General features: G+C 59.7%; 14 protein-coding genes and 1 riboswitch. Of the genes, 8 read left to right on the top strand and 6 right to left on the bottom strand.

Annotation, left to right across the window (positions count from 1 at the left end):
* Positions 1–115: 115 nt before the first annotated feature.
* Together EDE09_RS02850 and EDE09_RS02845 are read right to left on the bottom strand one after the other, a co-directional pair.
* Positions 116–538 carry a BA14K family protein gene (locus EDE09_RS02850; RefSeq protein ID WP_132408754.1) on the bottom strand — a complete coding sequence of 141 codons (423 nt, stop codon included), beginning with the start codon at positions 536–538 and terminating at the stop codon, positions 116–118.
* Between the two features lie 117 nt (positions 539–655).
* The gene (locus EDE09_RS02845) at positions 656–1,900 is read right to left on the bottom strand and encodes an aromatic ring-hydroxylating dioxygenase subunit alpha (protein ID WP_132408752.1); all 1,245 of its coding nucleotides are present in this window, start codon (positions 1,898–1,900) and stop codon (positions 656–658) included.
* A gap of 95 nt (positions 1,901–1,995) precedes the next feature.
* Positions 1,996–2,211, bottom strand: a riboswitch (cobalamin riboswitch).
* 168 nt (positions 2,212–2,379) lie between these two features.
* Here EDE09_RS02845 and EDE09_RS02840 point away from each other — a divergent pair.
* The 4 genes from EDE09_RS02840 to EDE09_RS02825 are packed head-to-tail and all read left to right on the top strand — an operon-like array spanning position 2,380 to position 5,850.
* On the top strand, positions 2,380–2,976 hold the full coding sequence (locus EDE09_RS02840) for a DUF6656 family protein (RefSeq protein ID WP_132408922.1): 597 nt from the start codon (positions 2,380–2,382) through the stop codon (positions 2,974–2,976).
* 34 nt (positions 2,977–3,010) lie between these two features.
* Entirely contained in the window at positions 3,011–3,988 is a 978-nt protein-coding gene (locus EDE09_RS02835) for an L-threonylcarbamoyladenylate synthase (protein WP_132408750.1), read from the top strand.
* Positions 3,989–4,003: 15 nt separating this feature from the next.
* A complete protein-coding gene (locus EDE09_RS02830) occupies positions 4,004–5,449 on the top strand; it encodes an FAD-binding oxidoreductase (protein WP_105373289.1) in 1,446 nt (481 codons plus the stop codon).
* Positions 5,446–5,850 carry a LysR family transcriptional regulator gene (locus tag EDE09_RS02825; protein WP_132408748.1) on the top strand — a complete coding sequence of 135 codons (405 nt, stop codon included), beginning with the start codon at positions 5,446–5,448 and terminating at the stop codon, positions 5,848–5,850. The genes EDE09_RS02830 and EDE09_RS02825 overlap by 4 nt, the downstream gene beginning before the upstream one ends.
* Here the strand turns inward: EDE09_RS02825 and EDE09_RS02820 are convergent.
* On the bottom strand, positions 5,847–8,435 hold the full coding sequence (locus EDE09_RS02820; RefSeq protein WP_132408746.1) for a DUF1217 domain-containing protein: 2,589 nt from the start codon (positions 8,433–8,435) through the stop codon (positions 5,847–5,849). The genes EDE09_RS02825 and EDE09_RS02820 overlap by 4 nt on opposite strands.
* Before the next feature lie 293 nt (positions 8,436–8,728).
* Here EDE09_RS02820 and EDE09_RS02815 point away from each other — a divergent pair, with 293 nt between their 5' ends.
* On the top strand, positions 8,729–9,295 hold the full coding sequence (locus tag EDE09_RS02815; RefSeq protein WP_105373292.1) for a DUF6101 family protein: 567 nt from the start codon (positions 8,729–8,731) through the stop codon (positions 9,293–9,295).
* An 84-nt stretch (positions 9,296–9,379) separates the two neighbouring features.
* Here EDE09_RS02815 and ubiA read toward each other — a convergent pair whose 3' ends face one another.
* The 3 genes from ubiA to EDE09_RS02800 all read right to left on the bottom strand — a co-directional run bounded on the left by ubiA (position 9,380) and on the right by EDE09_RS02800 (position 14,110).
* Positions 9,380–10,330 (bottom strand): 4-hydroxybenzoate octaprenyltransferase, encoded by a 951-nt coding sequence (ubiA, locus tag EDE09_RS02810; RefSeq protein ID WP_105373293.1) that lies wholly within the window; start codon positions 10,328–10,330, stop codon positions 9,380–9,382.
* A 68-nt stretch (positions 10,331–10,398) separates the two neighbouring features.
* The gene (locus EDE09_RS02805) at positions 10,399–11,652 is read right to left on the bottom strand and encodes a cyclopropane-fatty-acyl-phospholipid synthase family protein (protein ID WP_132408744.1); all 1,254 of its coding nucleotides are present in this window, start codon (positions 11,650–11,652) and stop codon (positions 10,399–10,401) included.
* Positions 11,653–11,812: 160 nt separating this feature from the next.
* Positions 11,813–14,110 (bottom strand): Tex family protein, encoded by a 2,298-nt coding sequence (locus EDE09_RS02800; protein ID WP_132408742.1) that lies wholly within the window; start codon positions 14,108–14,110, stop codon positions 11,813–11,815.
* A gap of 224 nt (positions 14,111–14,334) precedes the next feature.
* On the opposite strand from EDE09_RS02800, the gene EDE09_RS02795 reads away from it, so the two are divergent.
* The 3 genes from EDE09_RS02795 to EDE09_RS02785 all read left to right on the top strand — a co-directional run bounded on the left by EDE09_RS02795 (position 14,335) and on the right by EDE09_RS02785 (position 16,536).
* Positions 14,335–14,544, top strand: a complete 210-nt coding sequence (locus EDE09_RS02795) for a hypothetical protein (RefSeq protein ID WP_105373296.1) — start codon at positions 14,335–14,337, stop codon at positions 14,542–14,544.
* 114 nt (positions 14,545–14,658) lie between these two features.
* On the top strand, positions 14,659–15,930 hold the full coding sequence (gene purD / locus EDE09_RS02790; RefSeq protein WP_105373297.1) for a phosphoribosylamine--glycine ligase: 1,272 nt from the start codon (positions 14,659–14,661) through the stop codon (positions 15,928–15,930).
* Positions 15,931–16,032: 102 nt separating this feature from the next.
* Positions 16,033–16,536, top strand: a complete 504-nt coding sequence (locus EDE09_RS02785; RefSeq protein ID WP_132408740.1) for a plant virulence effector HPE1-like domain-containing protein — start codon at positions 16,033–16,035, stop codon at positions 16,534–16,536.
* The last annotated feature ends 5 nt before the right edge of the window (positions 16,537–16,541 follow it).

Genomic DNA, 16,541 nt, shown 5'->3' with positions numbered 1-16,541 from the left:
ACACTCCTTTAGGAAATTGATCCTGAATAGGCGATTAACGTTTCAGGCATGAAAAACCTGGTCTCGGGCGTCATGCCCGAGACCAGGTCGCGACCGATAACTTGATGCTACCGGGTCAGTAAGGTGAGCGGCAGATCCGACGCACACCGGCACTGGCAACGTAAGTGTTGTCCGATGCACGGTAGGTGCGATAACGGCTTTCGCACCAGGCATAATGACGGCTGCTATAACCGCCCCGATCGGCCGTTATAGCACCACCGATGATCGCGCCCGCGCCAAAGGCGGCAAGCGGGAACCAGAAGCCGTTGTAATAACGATATCCGGGCCGGCGTTCACGATAGCCGCGATGTCCCCTGTACCAGCCGTAACGATCACGGCGCCAATCGCGGCGGTCGCGATACTGGACATCCGTGACGGCGGAATGCGCCGAAAAGGCGGGTGCCGAAGGCATCTGGAGTGCCTGGGCAGGGGCAAAGCTGGTCAACGTGGAAGCAAGGGCAACGGCCATTGCAGTCAGGCGAAGATGGTACTTCATCATGGTGTTTCCTTTGTCGTTGTTGAGCAAAGCAACGCCAGATCGAGGATTTTGTTCCTAGAATCCCCGGCCATGATGTGACACAGCCGATCACGAAGAGGAGATCGGCCGCTCCTTGAGCTAGGCGACGATCGAGAATTTTGCCTGATCCCCCTGCAGGCGATTGACCATGAAGTTCAAATACCATTCGACGAACTGCATGACGCCGCCCTCGTGCTCGGCCGAATACGGTCCCGGCTCGTAGGCCGGAGAGCGAATGCCAAAGGCGTTTTCCTCGACGATCTGGCGGTCCTGGTCGTTGGTCATGTTCCAGACATGCGTCAGCTCTTCGAGATTGTAATCGACGCCCTCGACCGCGTCCTTGTGGACCAGCCATTTGGTGGTAACGGCGGTCTCCTCCGGCCCGAGCGGCGTGACGCGGAAGGAAATCGCGTGGTCGCCCAGCATATGATTCCAGGTGGTCGGATAATGGAAGAGCAGCATGGTGCCGATGCCGTCGATTTTCACGTCGTCGGAAAGCCTCCGCTGCACGGCATTCCTGCCGGACATGGTGTAGCTCTCCGCTCCCTCGATCAGCGGCATGCGGGCAACGCGAAACTGCCCGTCGGGTGAGATCCGGAACTCGCTCGGCAGATTGGCCGCCTCGCACCGCTGCCAGTGCTCAATGATGACGGGATCATCGATCGCGCCGGCAACGCCGGTGACCGTCGGCGCCTCCGGAAAGGTGCGGCAGAGCTCCGGATGATTTCCGGCACAATGATAACATTCCCGGTTATTTTCCCAGACGAGCTTCCAATTGCCCTTCTCGATAATCGTCGACTGATGCGCAACCTTAGCTTCCGACAAGCGGTGCGGAGCCATATAGGGCTCGATCGCGGCGCGGACCGGTGCGAAATCCGGCGCTTCCTGAGCCAGGCAGATAAAGATGTAGCCGGCGACGCTTTCGCAATGCACCTTCTTCATTCCGAACTGGCTTTTGTCGAATTCCTTGCCCATATGGCGCCCGATCAACAGCGAGCCGTCGAGTTCGTAAGTCCATTGATGATAGGGACAGACCAGGCGTACCGCCGAACCGCTTTCCTTGGTACAGACGCGGCTGCCGCGATGGCGGCAGGTATTGTGAAGGGCGCGAATCTGGCCATCGCGGCCGCGCACCACGACAACCGGATAATCGCCGATCTGAAGGGTGAAATAGCTGCCGTTCTTCGGCAGCTCGCAATCATGGCCGACAAACAGCCAGTCGCGATACCAGATCATCTCGAGATCGAGCTTGTAATAGTTGGGATCGGTATAAAACGCCTGTTCGAGACTGAAGCCTTCGCGGCGGTTCTTGAGCTGTCGCAGCGCCTGGTTGCGAATGTCCATCTTGCCTTCCTTGTCTTGCGGGCATGCGGAAGGACATGGAAAAACCGGCCGGCTCAGGCCTGCCAGGTTCCTGCCCCGAACGCCCGCCGCGATCGGTAACGTTTCTTCCCCAAGGCTGGTTTCCGGGCTCAGGAGTTGCCCCTTTCGGGGCTGGTCCGGCGCCTTCCCGGGCGGCCCTTGCGGCTCTTTCCCAGTGGCTCTAGCCAAACCTTTAAACTCCACCACCGTTGCGGGGGCAGCGCCGGGCTTCGACCGGCTTCCCAATTCTCCGCCCTCCCTAGCCGGGCGGCACCTTGAGCTTGATGCGGATATAAGCATCCGCCCCGGCTGTCGCATAGGCGACATTGCGACATCGACAACCGCATTGACGACGACGCCAAAAGCCCTTCCAGCCTCGCATAAGGGAAACCTGTCATTAACGGCTAAATTCTAAAATACCGGCATCAACCGGAGCGGAGCCAGTGCAGGCCAAAGAAAAAATCCGCTATTTCGAAGCTCCCCCGCCAAGCCCTCCCGTGCCGGCGGCAACGAAATCCGCTGCTCATTCTGAATTTCTGAGAACCGGACGGATCGTCCGCCACAAACCCATCTGGCTGCCGCAGGAACGCCGCTATATCAGCCATGAGGAAGTCGCCGAGCGAACCGGCAAGCGGCTTGAAGCCGCCGGCGAAAAAAGCCACGAGCGCATCAACGCCTTTCACCGTTCCATTCAGTTTCCAAAGATCGTTTTCCATCGAACGCTCGAAGGAAGCCCGCATCTCGGTTATTGCCACGTGACGGCCGCGCGGACCCTTCTGGCACGCCGCGTGCCTGTCAGCTGGTCTTTCTATATCGCGAACTTCTTTTCCGAAATCGGGGAAGAGGAGAGATTCTTCGAGCGCATCCACACCTCCTATTCGCGCATGTATTTCGCCGTCGCGATCGAAGGTGAGCCAGGCCAACCATTTCAGGTCAGCCGAACGATCCGCAAGAATGGGCTGCTTTTCCAGACCAGCGACCCGATGGAGGCCATCAAGAACGTGCTTCTGCTCGGCGCGTCGAACGATGCGCTTCGCGAGATCCTCAAAAAGCTTTGAAGCGGGTCGCTGTCCGCGCTATTGACGAGCGGACATGACGGCAGAGATCATCGACATCACCGCGGACCACGAGAACGCCATAGCGCGCGCCTGCGCGGTGCTGGCGGACGGCTTTCCCGTAGCGATCCCGACCGAGACGGTCTATGGGCTCGCAGCGGATGCCACCAATCCCGCCGCCATCGCGCGCATCTATGAAACCAAGGGCCGGCCTCGCTTCAACCCGCTTATCTGCCATATGGCCGATGTCGCCATGGCGGAGCGCTACGCCGTTTTCGATCCCATCTCGCGAAAGCTCGCAGCTGCATTCTGGCCGGGGCCGCTGACCTTGATCCTGCCACTGAAGCCGCAGAGCGGCATTCATTCACTGGCGACGGCGGGGCTCGACACAGTGGGCATCCGCCTTCCTAAAGGCTTTGCCGCCGACCTCATCAGCGCCTTTGGAAAACCGCTTGCAGCCCCCAGCGCCAATACATCCGGGAAGGTCAGCCCGACCAGTGCGAAGCACGTGGCCGAAGATCTGGGCGGCAAGTTGCAGCTGATCATCGATGGCGGGGCAGCTCCCGTCGGGGTGGAATCGACCATCGTGCGGGTCGAGGACGGCATGATCCGCCTCTTGAGGCCCGGCGGGGTTGCAGCCGAAGAGATCGAGAAGGCAACCGGCCTTGCCGTGACGCGGGCGGACGGCCCGTCAGCGATCATCGAGGCGCCTGGCATGCTCGCCTCCCACTACGCTCCGGGAGCCGCAGTGCGGCTGAATGCCGAGCATGTGGAAAGCGGAGAAGCCTTGATCCGGCTGGGTTCCACCCCGATAAAAGGCATCGAGCTTGCAAAGGAAGTCTTTGATCTTAGCCCCTCCGGCGATCTTGCGCAGGCGGCGGCAAATCTGTTCGACTATCTGAAGCGCGCCGACGCAACCGGTGCGATACGCATTGCTGTCACCCCGATACCCGATCACGGGCTTGGCGAAGCGATCAACGACCGGCTGGCCCGCGCAGCGGCACCGCGGGACTAGAAGGAGGAGACGCCGATGGATATTTCCGGGCCAAAGCCAGAGCTTCTCGACCGGTTCGCGGCCATCGTCGGCGATAACCACGTCCTGCGGGACCAGAAGGACCTCGCTCCGCACCTCGTCGAAGGCCGGGGGCTCTATGTCGGTTCGTCGCCGATGCTGTTGAAGCCGGGAACGACGCAGGAGGTTTCGGCAATCCTCAAGCTTGCGAGCGAGACGGGCACGCCGGTCGTGCCGCAGACCGGCAATACAGGGCTTGTCGGCGGCCAGACGCCGCGCAGCGGCGGCAGCGATCTGATCGTCTCGCTGGAGCGCATGAACCGCATCCGGGACGTCGATCCGGTTGCCAACGTCCTCGTCGCGGATGGCGGTGCGATCCTCGCCGACGTTCAAAGGGCCGCCGAAGCCGTGGGCCGCTTGTTCCCGCTGTCTCTCGGTTCGGAAGGATCCTGCCGCATCGGCGGCAATCTCTCCACCAATGCCGGCGGCACCGCGGTGCTTGCCTATGGCAATATGCGCCAGCTCTGCCTCGGCCTCGAAGTCGTGCTGCCGACCGGCGAGATATGGGACGGCCTCAGGCGTCTCAAGAAAGACAATACCGGCTATGACCTGCGCGATCTCTTCATCGGCGCTGAAGGCACGCTCGGCATCATCACCGGGGCCGTGTTGAAGCTTTTCCCTCAGCCGGTCGGGCATCAGGTCGCGCTTGCAGGCATCAATTCGCCGCAGGATGCGCTGAAGCTCTTCGAACGGGCCTCCAACCTCTGCGGCACGGCATTGACCGGTTTCGAGCTGATGCCCCGCATCGGCGTCGAGTTCGCCACCCGCCATATCGAAGGCGTTCGCGACCCGCTCTCCGCACCGCATCCGTGGTATGCGCTGATCGACATCTCCACCTCAGATTCGGCAGAAACCGCGCAGTCGATGGTGCAATCGCTGCTGGAACAGGGTTTTGAGGCAGGTCTCATCCGTGATGCGGTCATCGCCTCGTCGGTCGCCCAGCAGAAGGCGCTCTGGCATATGCGCGAAAGCCTCTCGGATGCACAGAAGCCGGAGGGCGGCTCGATCAAACATGACGTTTCCGTACCCGTTTCCAGAATTCCGGCCTTCATGGAAGAAGCGGGCAAGGCTGTACTGGCAGCTATTCCGGGCGCACGCATCTGCGCCTTCGGCCATCTGGGCGACGGCAATATCCACTACAACATCTCGCAGCCGATCAGTGCCAACATGGGCGCCGACAAGGCTGCCTTCATCGGCCGCTGGCGCGAGATCAACGAGATCGTCCACGGCATTGTACTGGCAGCGGGCGGATCGATTTCGGCCGAACACGGTATCGGCCAGTTGAAGAGGGACGAGCTCGCTCACGTCCGTTCCCCGATCGAACTCGATCTGATGCGGCGGATCAAGAAGGCTTTCGACCCGGCCGGCATCATGAACCCCGACAAGGTGGTGGCAATCCCTTGAGCCGGAAACCGAAAATCACGATCCGCATCGATCTCGACAACGGTGTGCGACTGGGGCCTGGCAAGGCGCAGCTACTCGAGCTCATTGCCGCGCATGGATCGATCCGCGCCGCCGGAGCCGCGATCGGCATGTCCTACCGACGCGCCTGGCTGCTTGGCGATGAGATCAACCGAATGTTTCGCGAGCCTTCGATCTTCACCCGCCACGGCGGCAAGAGCGGCGGCGGCGCCGGCCTTACGGACTTCGGACAGGAACTGCTTTCACGCTACCGACGGATGGAAGAGGAAAGCCGGAACAGCATTCAGAAGGACCTCGACTGGTTGGCCGCCAATACCGATCCGGATTTCGAGACCTTGGGGACAAACGTGGATGCGCAAAGCGTCGCTGAGAACTCGGATTAACCCATCCTGATCTGGGACAGCGCCCAAAGCGTATCCGCGCTGATCCCACCTGAGCTGCCGCCGAGAATACTCGCCGCCGATGCCGTTGCCGATGTATCGTTCTCTATATCGTACATGATTGTGAAGCGCTTGACCAACTTCTCCAGCTTTTCCGGATCCGCCAGATCTTTCAGGTCGAGCTTCTTTTCGATCAGCTTTGCCTGCTGATCGACCTCCATGTTGCCTATCTCCGAAGGAAGACTGAAGGTGATGCGGAAGAACTCCATCAGCGCCTCGTCGCCGAGGATCACGTAGGGATCGGTGATGGTGTCGGCCATGCGCTGGAAATAGAGCGCCAGGCGGACGCCGGCATTTTCCTCGCCCTGCTGGGTCTCCAGAAGCTGTCGCACATAGAGGCTTTGGGTTGCCGCGACCTCGCCGCCGTTTTGAGCCCGTCCGGCCGTGCTGCGATCGACATCGCCCTTCGCGTCGAAATTAAAAGTGCCGACGATCTGGGCCAACCGTTTGTCGGGCTGGCTGTTGACGAAGCTGTTCGGATCGCTGAGGTCGGAATTGAAGGCCTTATTGAGGACATCGTTGGTGATCGTGGCAGGATCGATGCCCTTGGAGATGAGGAGGATATCGAGGAGCTTGCGGTCGGCAAGCAGCTCATCGCGGCTGTCGATGCGCTGTATCGTGTCGGTGTAGTACTTGGCTTCCTCCTGGGCCTTCTTCTTCTTGGCCTCCAGCTCATCGCCTTCCAAAAAGCGGGTCTGGCGAAGGATGTAATCCTTGGCCACATTGGTGATTGCCGAATTCGATTGGGCCAGAACAGGTGCCGTGACCTCGCCGTCCTTGCTGAAGTTGAACAGTCTTGCCAGCGTCAGGAACCGTTCGTCCTTCAACTTGTAGATATAGCTGTTGGGATCGGACAGGTCGCTCTTCAGCGCGTTCTTCACAGTCAGCTTGGAGACCGACGACGGGTCTATGCCGACTGCGGTCAGTGCGAATTCATAGCTCGTCTGGGCATCGCTGCTCAGGAAGTCATTGAGGGATTTGACGGCCGCCAGATCCAGTTTGTAGAACCTGACCGCCTTCTCGTAGTCGCTTTCCTGCTTGTCGTCCCAACGGCTCATGTAGTAGTCGCGCGTGCGGCTGCTCTGCAGCGTCGTCTGCGCATCTCCAGCTGCGACCGTGCCGTCGGTATTGAAGTTGAAGGCCTTGGCGAGCTCCAGATATTGCGGGTTATTTGCTCCGAACTTGTTCGCGTAGCTGTTCGGATCATCCAGATCGCTCGTGAGGATCTGCTCGATCGTGGATTTGACGACCGTCGCCTTGTCGAGGTTGAATGCGACTTTGATATATTTCAGAAGACGCGGATCGCTGGTGATGTCGGTGACATTCGTTGCGGTCGCGATTTTCTCTTCGAACAGTTGCTGATTGAACATGGCTTCGGCATGAGTCACCCGCGTCTGTTTGTTGAAGAAACCCGCTATGATCGCTTCAAGCTTGTCCTCCGTGACGGCGCCCCCGACCGGCACCGTGCCGTCGGCATTGAAGTTGAAATCTTCCGCCAACGCCTTCATGACACCGAGATAGGCTGCGTCGGCCTTGGTACCATTGATGATTTCAGCAAGCTCTGCACGCCGCTGGGCCGTCTGATCGACAGGGACGAGCCTCGCATTCAGTTCATCGAGCCGTGTCTGCTGCGTCGTGAGCTTATTCTGATCCTCCTGCAGAAGGTTGTTGGTGGCAGTCAGTTGCGTCTGCAGGTCATTTATCTGGGGCTGTAGTACCGCGGCGTCGCCGCCATTATCGAGCTCCGCCTGCTTGGCCGCTATCTGACTTTCCAGATCGGCCTTTTTTTCCTGACCGAGCGTTATGGAGTTTTGCAGCTGGGGAACCGTCCCGTTCAGGCTTAGCCGTTCCGTCAGCTCGGTGTCTTCCGTCTTGGCCGCATTGTATTGATCAAGATTACCGCCATAGGCGGTGTTGTAGTAGCTCGCGGGATCGTTCGGATCGCTGACGAGAACTCCTCGAATAGCTGTGTAGTTGTAGTATCTTCCGTCTATGCCATAGGCGGTGAAGAGATAATTGCGCAGGCGTTCGTTGCGGAGAAATTCGTCGACGTTCTTGATGTTGCCCGTCTCGCTCAGCATGACCTTGAAGTAGCGGGTGTCGTCCTCGATCTGCTCTTCCTGAGCCGCGATCGTCTGATCGTAGGTTTCGAAAAGCTCGTCCATCTGGCCGCCCGACTGGGCAACGGCGGTATCCGACGCGGACGAAGCGAAATTGAAGGATGCCGCGAAATTCTTATAGCGGTCATCGGTCAGGCGGTTTGCGAAGCTGTTTTCGTCGCCGAGATCGCTTTCCAGCACCTGCTTCATGAAAGCCTTGGCATAGATCATCTCGTCAAGCCCGTGGGCCGTCATCGCATAGGAATAGAGCCGGTAGTTGTCCAGGAACTCATCGACGGATTTCACCTTGCCGATATTGTCCTGGTAATACTTGGTATCGTTTGCGACCGTCGTCTGCCCGGAGATCTGCTTCAGGCTCTTCAGGATATCGCGATTGACGAGATCGAAGGTGAGATAGGTCGATACCATGGGCTGGCCCCGCAAGTCGGAATGATGCTCGTGCAATCATCCCCGACTTGCCTTGCACGGGGCTTTTCCTTCGCCCCCCGTTTCTTGTCCCGCCTCCGCACAGGTTTTGCCGATTCACATTCCGGAAACCCAAAGCGGTTCGTTTTCGCTAACCATCAGGTCAGGCAAACCTTCTTTAACCGCAATTTTTAAGCAGTCTCGAACAGGCCCGCCCTATGCTTTGGCTATCAGAGGACAAAAGTCCCGTGGAGAAACCGGCAACGGCTCTCAGGTAAAACAAGGGTAGCATATCGATGAACAATACAGTTCTGAAGCCCGTATGGGCAGGGTCGACACTGAGGCTCGATCCGTCTCGTTTCCCGCAGCAGGTTACCTATGCGCTGCGCGAGGCATCAGGAGATGTCACCATTACCATCGACAAGCGCGGTGCCGTTCTCCGCAAAATACTTCCGGCCAGCGGCCTGCCGCTGTCCGTCGCACTTCCCGCTCGGGCTTTCAAAGGCGTCGCCGCAAGAGCCATCGATCACGGAGATGGAGAAGTGACCGTTACGCTGGAATTGCATCATGAAGACCCTGATCTTTGCATCCCGCTTCTGGTCGCCCACGACCTCTGCGACATCGCCGCAGACTGGCGCAGCTGGGCGAATGCCTTCCGCATACCCATGCTGATGGTGGAGGCCGACGGCGTCGCCCGACCGCTGGAAACCCACCTTGGCGACATTCGCTCCGAAGGAGCCAAGCCGCGCCGCCGCCACTCCTATTTCGCAGCCCGCCGGCCGCGCTTCCTGGTTCGCAGGACGACCGGCAGCCTGGGCATCTCGATGAAGATCGAAGGCAAGGAAATTATCGCGCGCCGCTAGGGCTTTGTTTGTCCCTTTGTCCACCGCTTCTCGCGATAACGAAGAAGCCCGATCGTCAGCCGATCGGGCTTCTTGCTTTTTGAGCTATAGGACTATCGAGAGGGTGAGCCCAAGGAACAGGATGGCGCCGATGCGGGTGTTGAACTTGAAAAGCCTCAGGCACTGGTCGGCATTGTCGATATCGAGGATTACCACCTGCCAGGCGAACATCACGGCCGCCGCCAGAAGGCCGGCATAAGCGAAAAATCCGACGCCTGCGGCGGCGAAAGCAAACAACAGGAAGACGAGAGTGAAGCCATAAAGGCCGACGAGCCAGGCCCTGGTGTTCTCGGCAAAGAGGCGTGCCGTGGACCGTACTCCGATCAGCTCATCGTCCTCCTTGTCCTGATGGGCATAGATCGTATCGTAACCGATCGTCCAGGCGATCGCGGCGAGATAGAGCCAGATCGACGCCGCCGAAAGGCTGCCGAATACCGCGGCCCATCCCATCAAAGCCCCCCATGAGAAGGCGAGGCCAAGGAAAAACTGCGGCCAATCCGTAAAGCGCTTGGCAAACGGGTAAACCGCAACGACTGCCAGAGACAGGATACCGAGCACGATCGTGAAGGTGTTGAACTGAATCAGGACAAGAAGACCCACCAGGGCCTGCACGGCCAGAAATGTCTTCGCTTCGAAGCGGGACACGCGGCCGGACGGCAAAGGTCGCGAACGGGTGCGCGCCACTTCCATATCGATGTCGTGGTCGACGAGGTCATTATATGTGCAGCCGGCTCCACGCATCGCAACCGCACCGATGAAAAACACGATCAGGTGGAACAGGAAAAGCGAGGCCGAAAACACGCCCTCGTCATGCGCGGCATTGGCGGCAAGCGCTGCTGACCAGAAACAGGGCCACATCAGGAGTTGCCAGCCGATCGGGCGGTCCCAGCGAGCGAGCTGCGCATAGGGCCAGGCCGACCGCGGCAACACGCGGTATACCCAATTGTCCGAAGGAGCATCGGCCACACGGCCGCTGAAATTGTCGGCGTTCGTCATGGCCGAGGTTCTAGCTCTCGACCAAGCCGGCGGTCAAGCAGGACAACCCCGGCCGGCTCCTTGTTTCCCTAACCCGCGATCTGGTCCAGCGGCATGCGGCTCGCTTCGAAAGCCTTCAACTCGGCCTCCCGTTCCTGGATATAGTTACGGTTGTCCGGGACCGCCGTCCGCTTTTTGACGATCTGCATCTGGAAGATGAAGAAGTTTTCGTGGGTAAAGGCCATTTCCGAGCCTGCGAGGTAGAATTCCCACATCCGAACGAAGCGCTCGTCATAAAGGGCAGCAGCTTCCGCCTTGTGAGCCATGAAGCGCTCGCGCCAATGGCGGAGCGTGTAGGCATAATGCATCGGCAGGATTTCGATGTCGGAGACGAGCAGGCCCGCCTTTTCGACCGCCGGCATGACTTCGGCGATGGAGGGAATGTAGCCGCCCGGGAAAATGTACTTCTCGATCCACGGGTTGTTGATCAGCGCCGGATAGGGCTGACCGATCGAATGCAACACCATGACGCCGTCATCGGCCAGCACGTCATTCACCTTGTTGAAGAACTTGCGGTAGTTCTGCCGCCCGACATGCTCAAACATGCCGACGGAGACGATACGGTCATATTTGCGCGGCGGCAGGTAATAATAATCCTGCAGCTCGAACCGGACGCTGCCGGCGAGGCCACGCTTGGCCGCCCGTTCGCGCGATACCTTGAGCTGCTCTTCACTCAGCGTGATGCCAGTGACGTCGACCCCGCAGAACTCGGACAGATACATCGCCATGCCGCCCCAGCCGGAGCCGATTTCCAGAGCCCGCTGGCCAGGCTCGGCTCGCAGTTTCGCCACGATGTGGCGCTTCTTGGCGACCTGTGCCTCGTCAAGAGAAATTCCAGGCGGGTTGAAATAGGCGCAGGAATACTGCCAGTCCTCATCGAGGAACATGGAAAAGAGCTTGGCGTTGAGATCGTAGTGGTGGGCGACGTTGCGCCGGTTATGGTTGATCGGCACGCGACTGCGAAACTGCGTTATTGCGATCCGCGCCAAAGAGCGCAACAGGATGCCGAAGGTCAGCCCTTCCTTCAGGGTGTTGTCCTTGACGAGCGCCAGGAACTCGTAGATGTCGCCTTCTTCGATAAGAAGCCGACCATCCATATAGAGCTCTCCGAGCTTCAGCTGCGGGTCGGCGACAAGCTCCCGCTCGGCTGCCTCGTCTGTAAACCGGATGGTGACGGACCGCCCCCCTCCTCCGCCATAACGCTGCTCACCGCCTGAGCCTTTGACGACAAGCGTTCCTATCCTGATGATCTTGCTGAAGAGATTGTGAAGGGACGAGGCCATAGACTCACCTCCAAAGATACTAAGGCTGCCTTATGATTTTTGAAAAATAGTACTTTCCTCGCAACATGCAAGCACATTGGAACCTCAAAAATGCCACAAAAAGACAGGCCGTCAAATCTTGTTTGACGGCCTGAATCTGGCTGCAGGCATCTGGCGATTTCTATTTGCGTTTCAACGCTTCCGCGAGAGCCGCCCCGAATGCACCTTGAGAGGCCTGTTTTTCAGTCTTCGCGTATTTGGAATTGACCGGCTTGTCGCGAGCGCCGCTACCGGAAACGGGGGGTGCCTCGCCGCCGTCCTTTCGCATGGTCAGCCCGATGCGCTTGCGCTTTACATCGACCTCGACCACGCGAACCTTCACGACGTCGCCCGCCTTGACCACCTCATGCGGATCCTTGACGAAACGATCTGCGAGCTGCGAGACATGCACGAGCCCATCCTGATGCACGCCGATATCCACGAAGGCGCCGAAGGCGGCGACATTGGTAACCGTGCCTTCCAGCAGCATGCCGGGTTTCAAATCGCCAATCTCATCGATTCCTTCCGCAAAAGTCGCCGTCTTGAAGCCCGGGCGCGGATCGCGGCCCGGCTTCTCAAGTTCGGCAATGATGTCCTTGACCGTCGGAAGGCCGAACTGCTCGTCGATGAACCTACGGGGATCGAGACTCTTGAGCGTTGCGCTGTCGCCCATCAGGGTTCTGAGATCACGGCCGCAAGCGGCGACGATCTTCTTGGCGACGCCATAGGCTTCCGGATGCACGGCAGAGGCGTCCAGCGGCTCCTTGCCGTTTGGAATGCGCAGGAAACCTGCGGCCTGCTCAAATGTGCGGTTGCCGAGCCGGGCGACCTTGAGGAGCTCCTTGCGGCTCTCGAACGCGCCGTTCTGATCCCGATGCAGGACGATCGCCTCGGCAATCAACCGGCTAAGGCCGGCAACACGTGAAAGCAGCGGGGCCGAGGCCGTATTGAGGTCGACGCCGACCGCATTCACCGCGTCTTCGACAACTGCGTCCAGAGAGCGCGATAGCTTCGTCTGGTCGACATCGTGCTGATATTGGCCAACACCGATGGATTTCGGCTCGATCTTGACGAGTTCGGCAAGCGGATCCTGCAGGCGGCGGGCAATCGAAACTGCGCCGCGCAACGACACGTCGAGGTTCGGAAATTCGGCCGAGGCGGTTTCCGAGGCGGAATAGACCGATGCGCCCGCTTCCGAGACGATCACCTTTGTCGGCTTTGGCGCCGGCAGGCTGGCGAGCATATCCGCCACCAGTTTCTCCGTTTCGCGGCTGCCGGTGCCGTTGCCGATGGCGATCAATTCCACCTTGTGCTTGCGGACAAGGGAAGCAAGCTCGGCCTGAGTGCCACGGATGTCGTTCTTCGGCGGGAAAGGATAGACCGTCGTCGTTTCGAGCAGCTTGCCCGTGCCATCGACCACGGCAACCTTGACGCCGGTGCGGATGCCGGGATCAAGCCCCATCGTTGCACGTGAACCGGCGGGAGCCGCCAGCAGCAGATCCTTTAGGTTGCGGGCGAAGACATGGATTGCGTCCTCCTCGGAACGCTCGCGCAATTCCCGCATCAGGTCCAGCGACAGCGATACGGAGAGTTTGACGCGCCACGTCCAGCCGGCGGCTTCCATCAGCCAACGGTCCGCAGCACCCCGGTCGCGGATATCGAAAGCCAGGGCAATGATGCGCTGGGCAGGTTTCACCGGCGACGGATCGTCCTGATCCACTTCGATCGAAAGCGTCAGAACCTCCTCGTTCCAGCCGCGCAACATGGCAAGCGCGCGATGGCTGGGAACCGTTGCCCAGCGTTCGGAATGATCGAAATAATCGGAAAACTTGGCGCCGGCCTCCTGCTTGCCGTCGACCACCTTGGCCTTCAACGTCGCGCCATTGCGCATATGCTGCCGCAGCTTTCCGAGCAGGTCCGCATTTTCGGAAATCGTTTCGGCAACGATGTCGCGCGCACCGTCGAGCGCCGTCTTGAGATCCGGCACCTCACCCTTTATGTAGGCTTCCGCCAGTTTTGCGGGATCGGCGGTCCGATCGGCCCATATCGCATCGGCGAGCGGCCCCAGACCACGCTCGCGGGCGATTTCGGCGCGGGTGCGGCGCTTCGGCTTGTAGGGAAGATAGAGGTCTTCGAGCTCGGCCTTGGTCGCGGCTTTCGCAATCTTCGCGCCAAGCTCTTCCGTCATCTTGCCCTGCGACGTGATCGATTCGACGATCGATGATCGGCGCGCTTCCAGCTCACGCAGGTAGACCAGACGCTCGGAGAGCGTCCGCAGCTGCGAATCATCGAGCCCCCCGGTCACTTCCTTGCGGTACCGCGCGATGAAGGGCACGGTTGCGCCATCGTCAATCAACCCGATTGCGGCGGCGGCCTGCTCGGGGCGGGCGTTTATCTCCGCAGCGATCGCGGCGGCAAGGAATCGGATATCGGCGGCCATGAACGTCCTCTTTGAAAACTGGAGGCGTGACCATAGTGAAAGTTTGTGGCAAGGCAACGTGGGCCGCGACAGGTCCACAAGTTGCCGAGGATGTGCCAAAGCGGGACGGGCGTTGGAAGACCGCTAACCATGGACCTGTGGAAAAGAACGGGGACTCTCTCACCCGCCGCAATCAGCACCTAAATTCCAGCCGCCGCATGATGCGGCCAGGAATGGAGGTATGAATGCCCAAGAAAGCTGCCAGAGTGCTGGCGTTCGACACGGCGGTTGCGGATGAAGAGCTCGAGGCCGCCATTTCCTATTTGGACGAAAAACTCGCCAATGCGTCCTCAAGAGACGAGCCGGTACCCTTCCTTGCGTACCGAAACCGAATGATCTTCCAGACGACGTTGAACATTCGGCGAGGCAAGGCCTCGACACCGTCGCGCCGTTAGAGGCTTGATCGCAGCGGCCGGGCCACGAGATGATAGAGCATCTCGTGGCCCGGCACTTGACCTTTGCCGTCCCGCCCCTTAACCGCCGGTCAGGTTAGAAAACGAGGGCGAGACATGAAGGTTCTCTTGATCGGTTCCGGTGGACGCGAGCACGCGCTGGCCTGGAAGCTTGCCCAATCCTCGAAACTTACCCAACTTTATGCCGCTCCCGGCAATCCCGGCATTGCGGAACATGCTACCATCGTGGCGGTCGATATCGACGATCACCAAGCCGTGACAGCCTTCTGTCACGAAAAGAAGATAGATCTTGTCGTGGTCGGTCCTGAGGCACCGCTCGTCGCCGGCCTTGCCGATGCCCTCCGCGCCGAGAACATCATGGTTTTCGGTCCATCGGCTGCTGCCGCCCAGTTGGAAGGCTCGAAAGGCTTCACCAAGGATCTTTGCGCGCGCTACGACATTCCTACAGGCGCCTATCGCCGCTTTTCACATGCCGCCGAGGCCAAGGCCTACGTGCAGCAGCAAGGCGCGCCGATCGTGGTCAAGGCGGACGGCCTTGCGGCGGGCAAAGGTGTCACCGTTGCCATGACGGTCGATGAAGCACTTGCCGCAATCGACGACTGTTTCGATGGCGCGTTCGGCGCAGCCGGCGCGGAAGTCGTGGTCGAAGCCTTTCTCGATGGCGAAGAGGCAAGCTTCTTCTGCCTCTCCGACGGCAGGACGGCGTTGGCGCTTGCAACCGCGCAGGATCACAAGCGCGTTGGCGACGGCGATACGGGGCCGAATACCGGCGGCATGGGCGCCTATTCGCCGGCGCCGGTGATGACGCCTGAGATGGTGTCCCGCACGATGAAGGAGATCATCGAGCCGACCATCCGCGGCATGGCGGAAAGCGGCTACCCGTTCGCGGGCGTCTTTTTCGCCGGACTGATGATTACGGCAAAGGGTCCGGAACTGATCGAATACAACGTGCGGTTCGGAGACCCGGAATGCCAGGTGCTGATGATGCGGCTGAAAAGCGACCTGCTTGAGCTCCTTTATGCCGCTGCCACCGGAACGCTCGATCAGGTCTCCGCCGAGTGGAGCGATGACGTCGCTCTGACTGTGGTCATGGCGTCGAAGGGCTATCCCGGAGCCTACGAAAAAAACACACCGATCAGCCGGCTGCCGCAGACATCTACCGGTGAAAAAGTCTTCCATGCAGGCACGGCTCTGAAGGACGGCGCACTGGTAGCGACCGGCGGACGGGTTCTCAATGTGACGGCCATGGGCAAAACAGTCGCCGAAGCCAAGGCGCGAGCCTATGCGCTGGTCGACCGAACTGAATGGCAAAACGGCTTCTGCCGTCGCGATATCGGCTGGCAGGCGGTGGCGCGCGAAGAGAGTTAAGCCCGCCCCCTCCCCGGGATTCATTCAAAATTTACCGATTGTCCTGACGGGATCGAAAGGAAACCGCGCTACCCTCCCGCCGATCAGGGAAGGATTCCGGTTATGCGTTTTGTTCTGACTACGGCTCTCGTGTTTGCCAGCAGTGCAACTTTTGCATCTTCCATTACGCCCGTCGGCGGTGTGCATCCATCCAGCCCCAGCATTGTCGAAAAACGCTGTGCCGACTGCCCGGACGTTACGCGGAAAGCGAAAGAGCCCACCTACAAGGTGCCTGAGCTCGCGCAGGGGACCCAGAAGATGGAAATCGTCGATATCAACGGCGAGAAGAAGCTCGTTCGCACCGAAGCCTGGTTGGGCGGCTCGCCGGTCATCCATGTCAGCAAACTTCCAGAGTGGATGATCGAAGATAGGGCCGTCGCCACGCTCCAGACCACATCCCAGGTTTCGACGGAAACCCAGCTCGCCACGATCGAAGCTTCCAAGGATGGCATCGATATCGAGGCGACAACCGGGGCGGTTATCGGTCCAGCTCAACAGAAAGTCGATCAGGCAGCCATGGCTCCCGTTCCCCTATCTTTTGATGGGTTTGAACTTCGGCTTCGCTGATTGCA

The organism is Neorhizobium sp. S3-V5DH (assembly GCF_004343065.1).
Taxonomy (GTDB): Bacteria; Pseudomonadota; Alphaproteobacteria; order Rhizobiales; family Rhizobiaceae; genus Neorhizobium; species Neorhizobium huautlense.
The sequence above is the reverse complement of the archived record's forward strand: the minus strand, read 5'-3'. Positions and strand labels throughout refer to the sequence as shown.

Coding starts and splice junctions, on each gene's coding strand:
- EDE09_RS02835 (WP_132408750.1), top strand. CDS start 3,011: ATGACGGCAGAGATCATCGACATCACCGCGGACCACGAGAACGCCATA.
- EDE09_RS02800 (WP_132408742.1), bottom strand. CDS start 14,110: ATGGCCGCCGATATCCGATTCCTTGCCGCCGCGATCGCTGCGGAGATA.
- EDE09_RS02795 (WP_105373296.1), top strand. CDS start 14,335: ATGCCCAAGAAAGCTGCCAGAGTGCTGGCGTTCGACACGGCGGTTGCG.
- EDE09_RS02805 (WP_132408744.1), bottom strand. CDS start 11,652: ATGGCCTCGTCCCTTCACAATCTCTTCAGCAAGATCATCAGGATAGGA.
- ubiA (WP_105373293.1), bottom strand. CDS start 10,330: ATGACGAACGCCGACAATTTCAGCGGCCGTGTGGCCGATGCTCCTTCG.
- EDE09_RS02820 (WP_132408746.1), bottom strand. CDS start 8,435: ATGGTATCGACCTATCTCACCTTCGATCTCGTCAATCGCGATATCCTG.
- purD (WP_105373297.1), top strand. CDS start 14,659: ATGAAGGTTCTCTTGATCGGTTCCGGTGGACGCGAGCACGCGCTGGCC.
- EDE09_RS02845 (WP_132408752.1), bottom strand. CDS start 1,900: ATGGACATTCGCAACCAGGCGCTGCGACAGCTCAAGAACCGCCGCGAA.
- EDE09_RS02830 (WP_105373289.1), top strand. CDS start 4,004: ATGGATATTTCCGGGCCAAAGCCAGAGCTTCTCGACCGGTTCGCGGCC.
- EDE09_RS02785 (WP_132408740.1), top strand. CDS start 16,033: ATGCGTTTTGTTCTGACTACGGCTCTCGTGTTTGCCAGCAGTGCAACT.
- EDE09_RS02815 (WP_105373292.1), top strand. CDS start 8,729: ATGAACAATACAGTTCTGAAGCCCGTATGGGCAGGGTCGACACTGAGG.
- EDE09_RS02850 (WP_132408754.1), bottom strand. CDS start 538: ATGATGAAGTACCATCTTCGCCTGACTGCAATGGCCGTTGCCCTTGCT.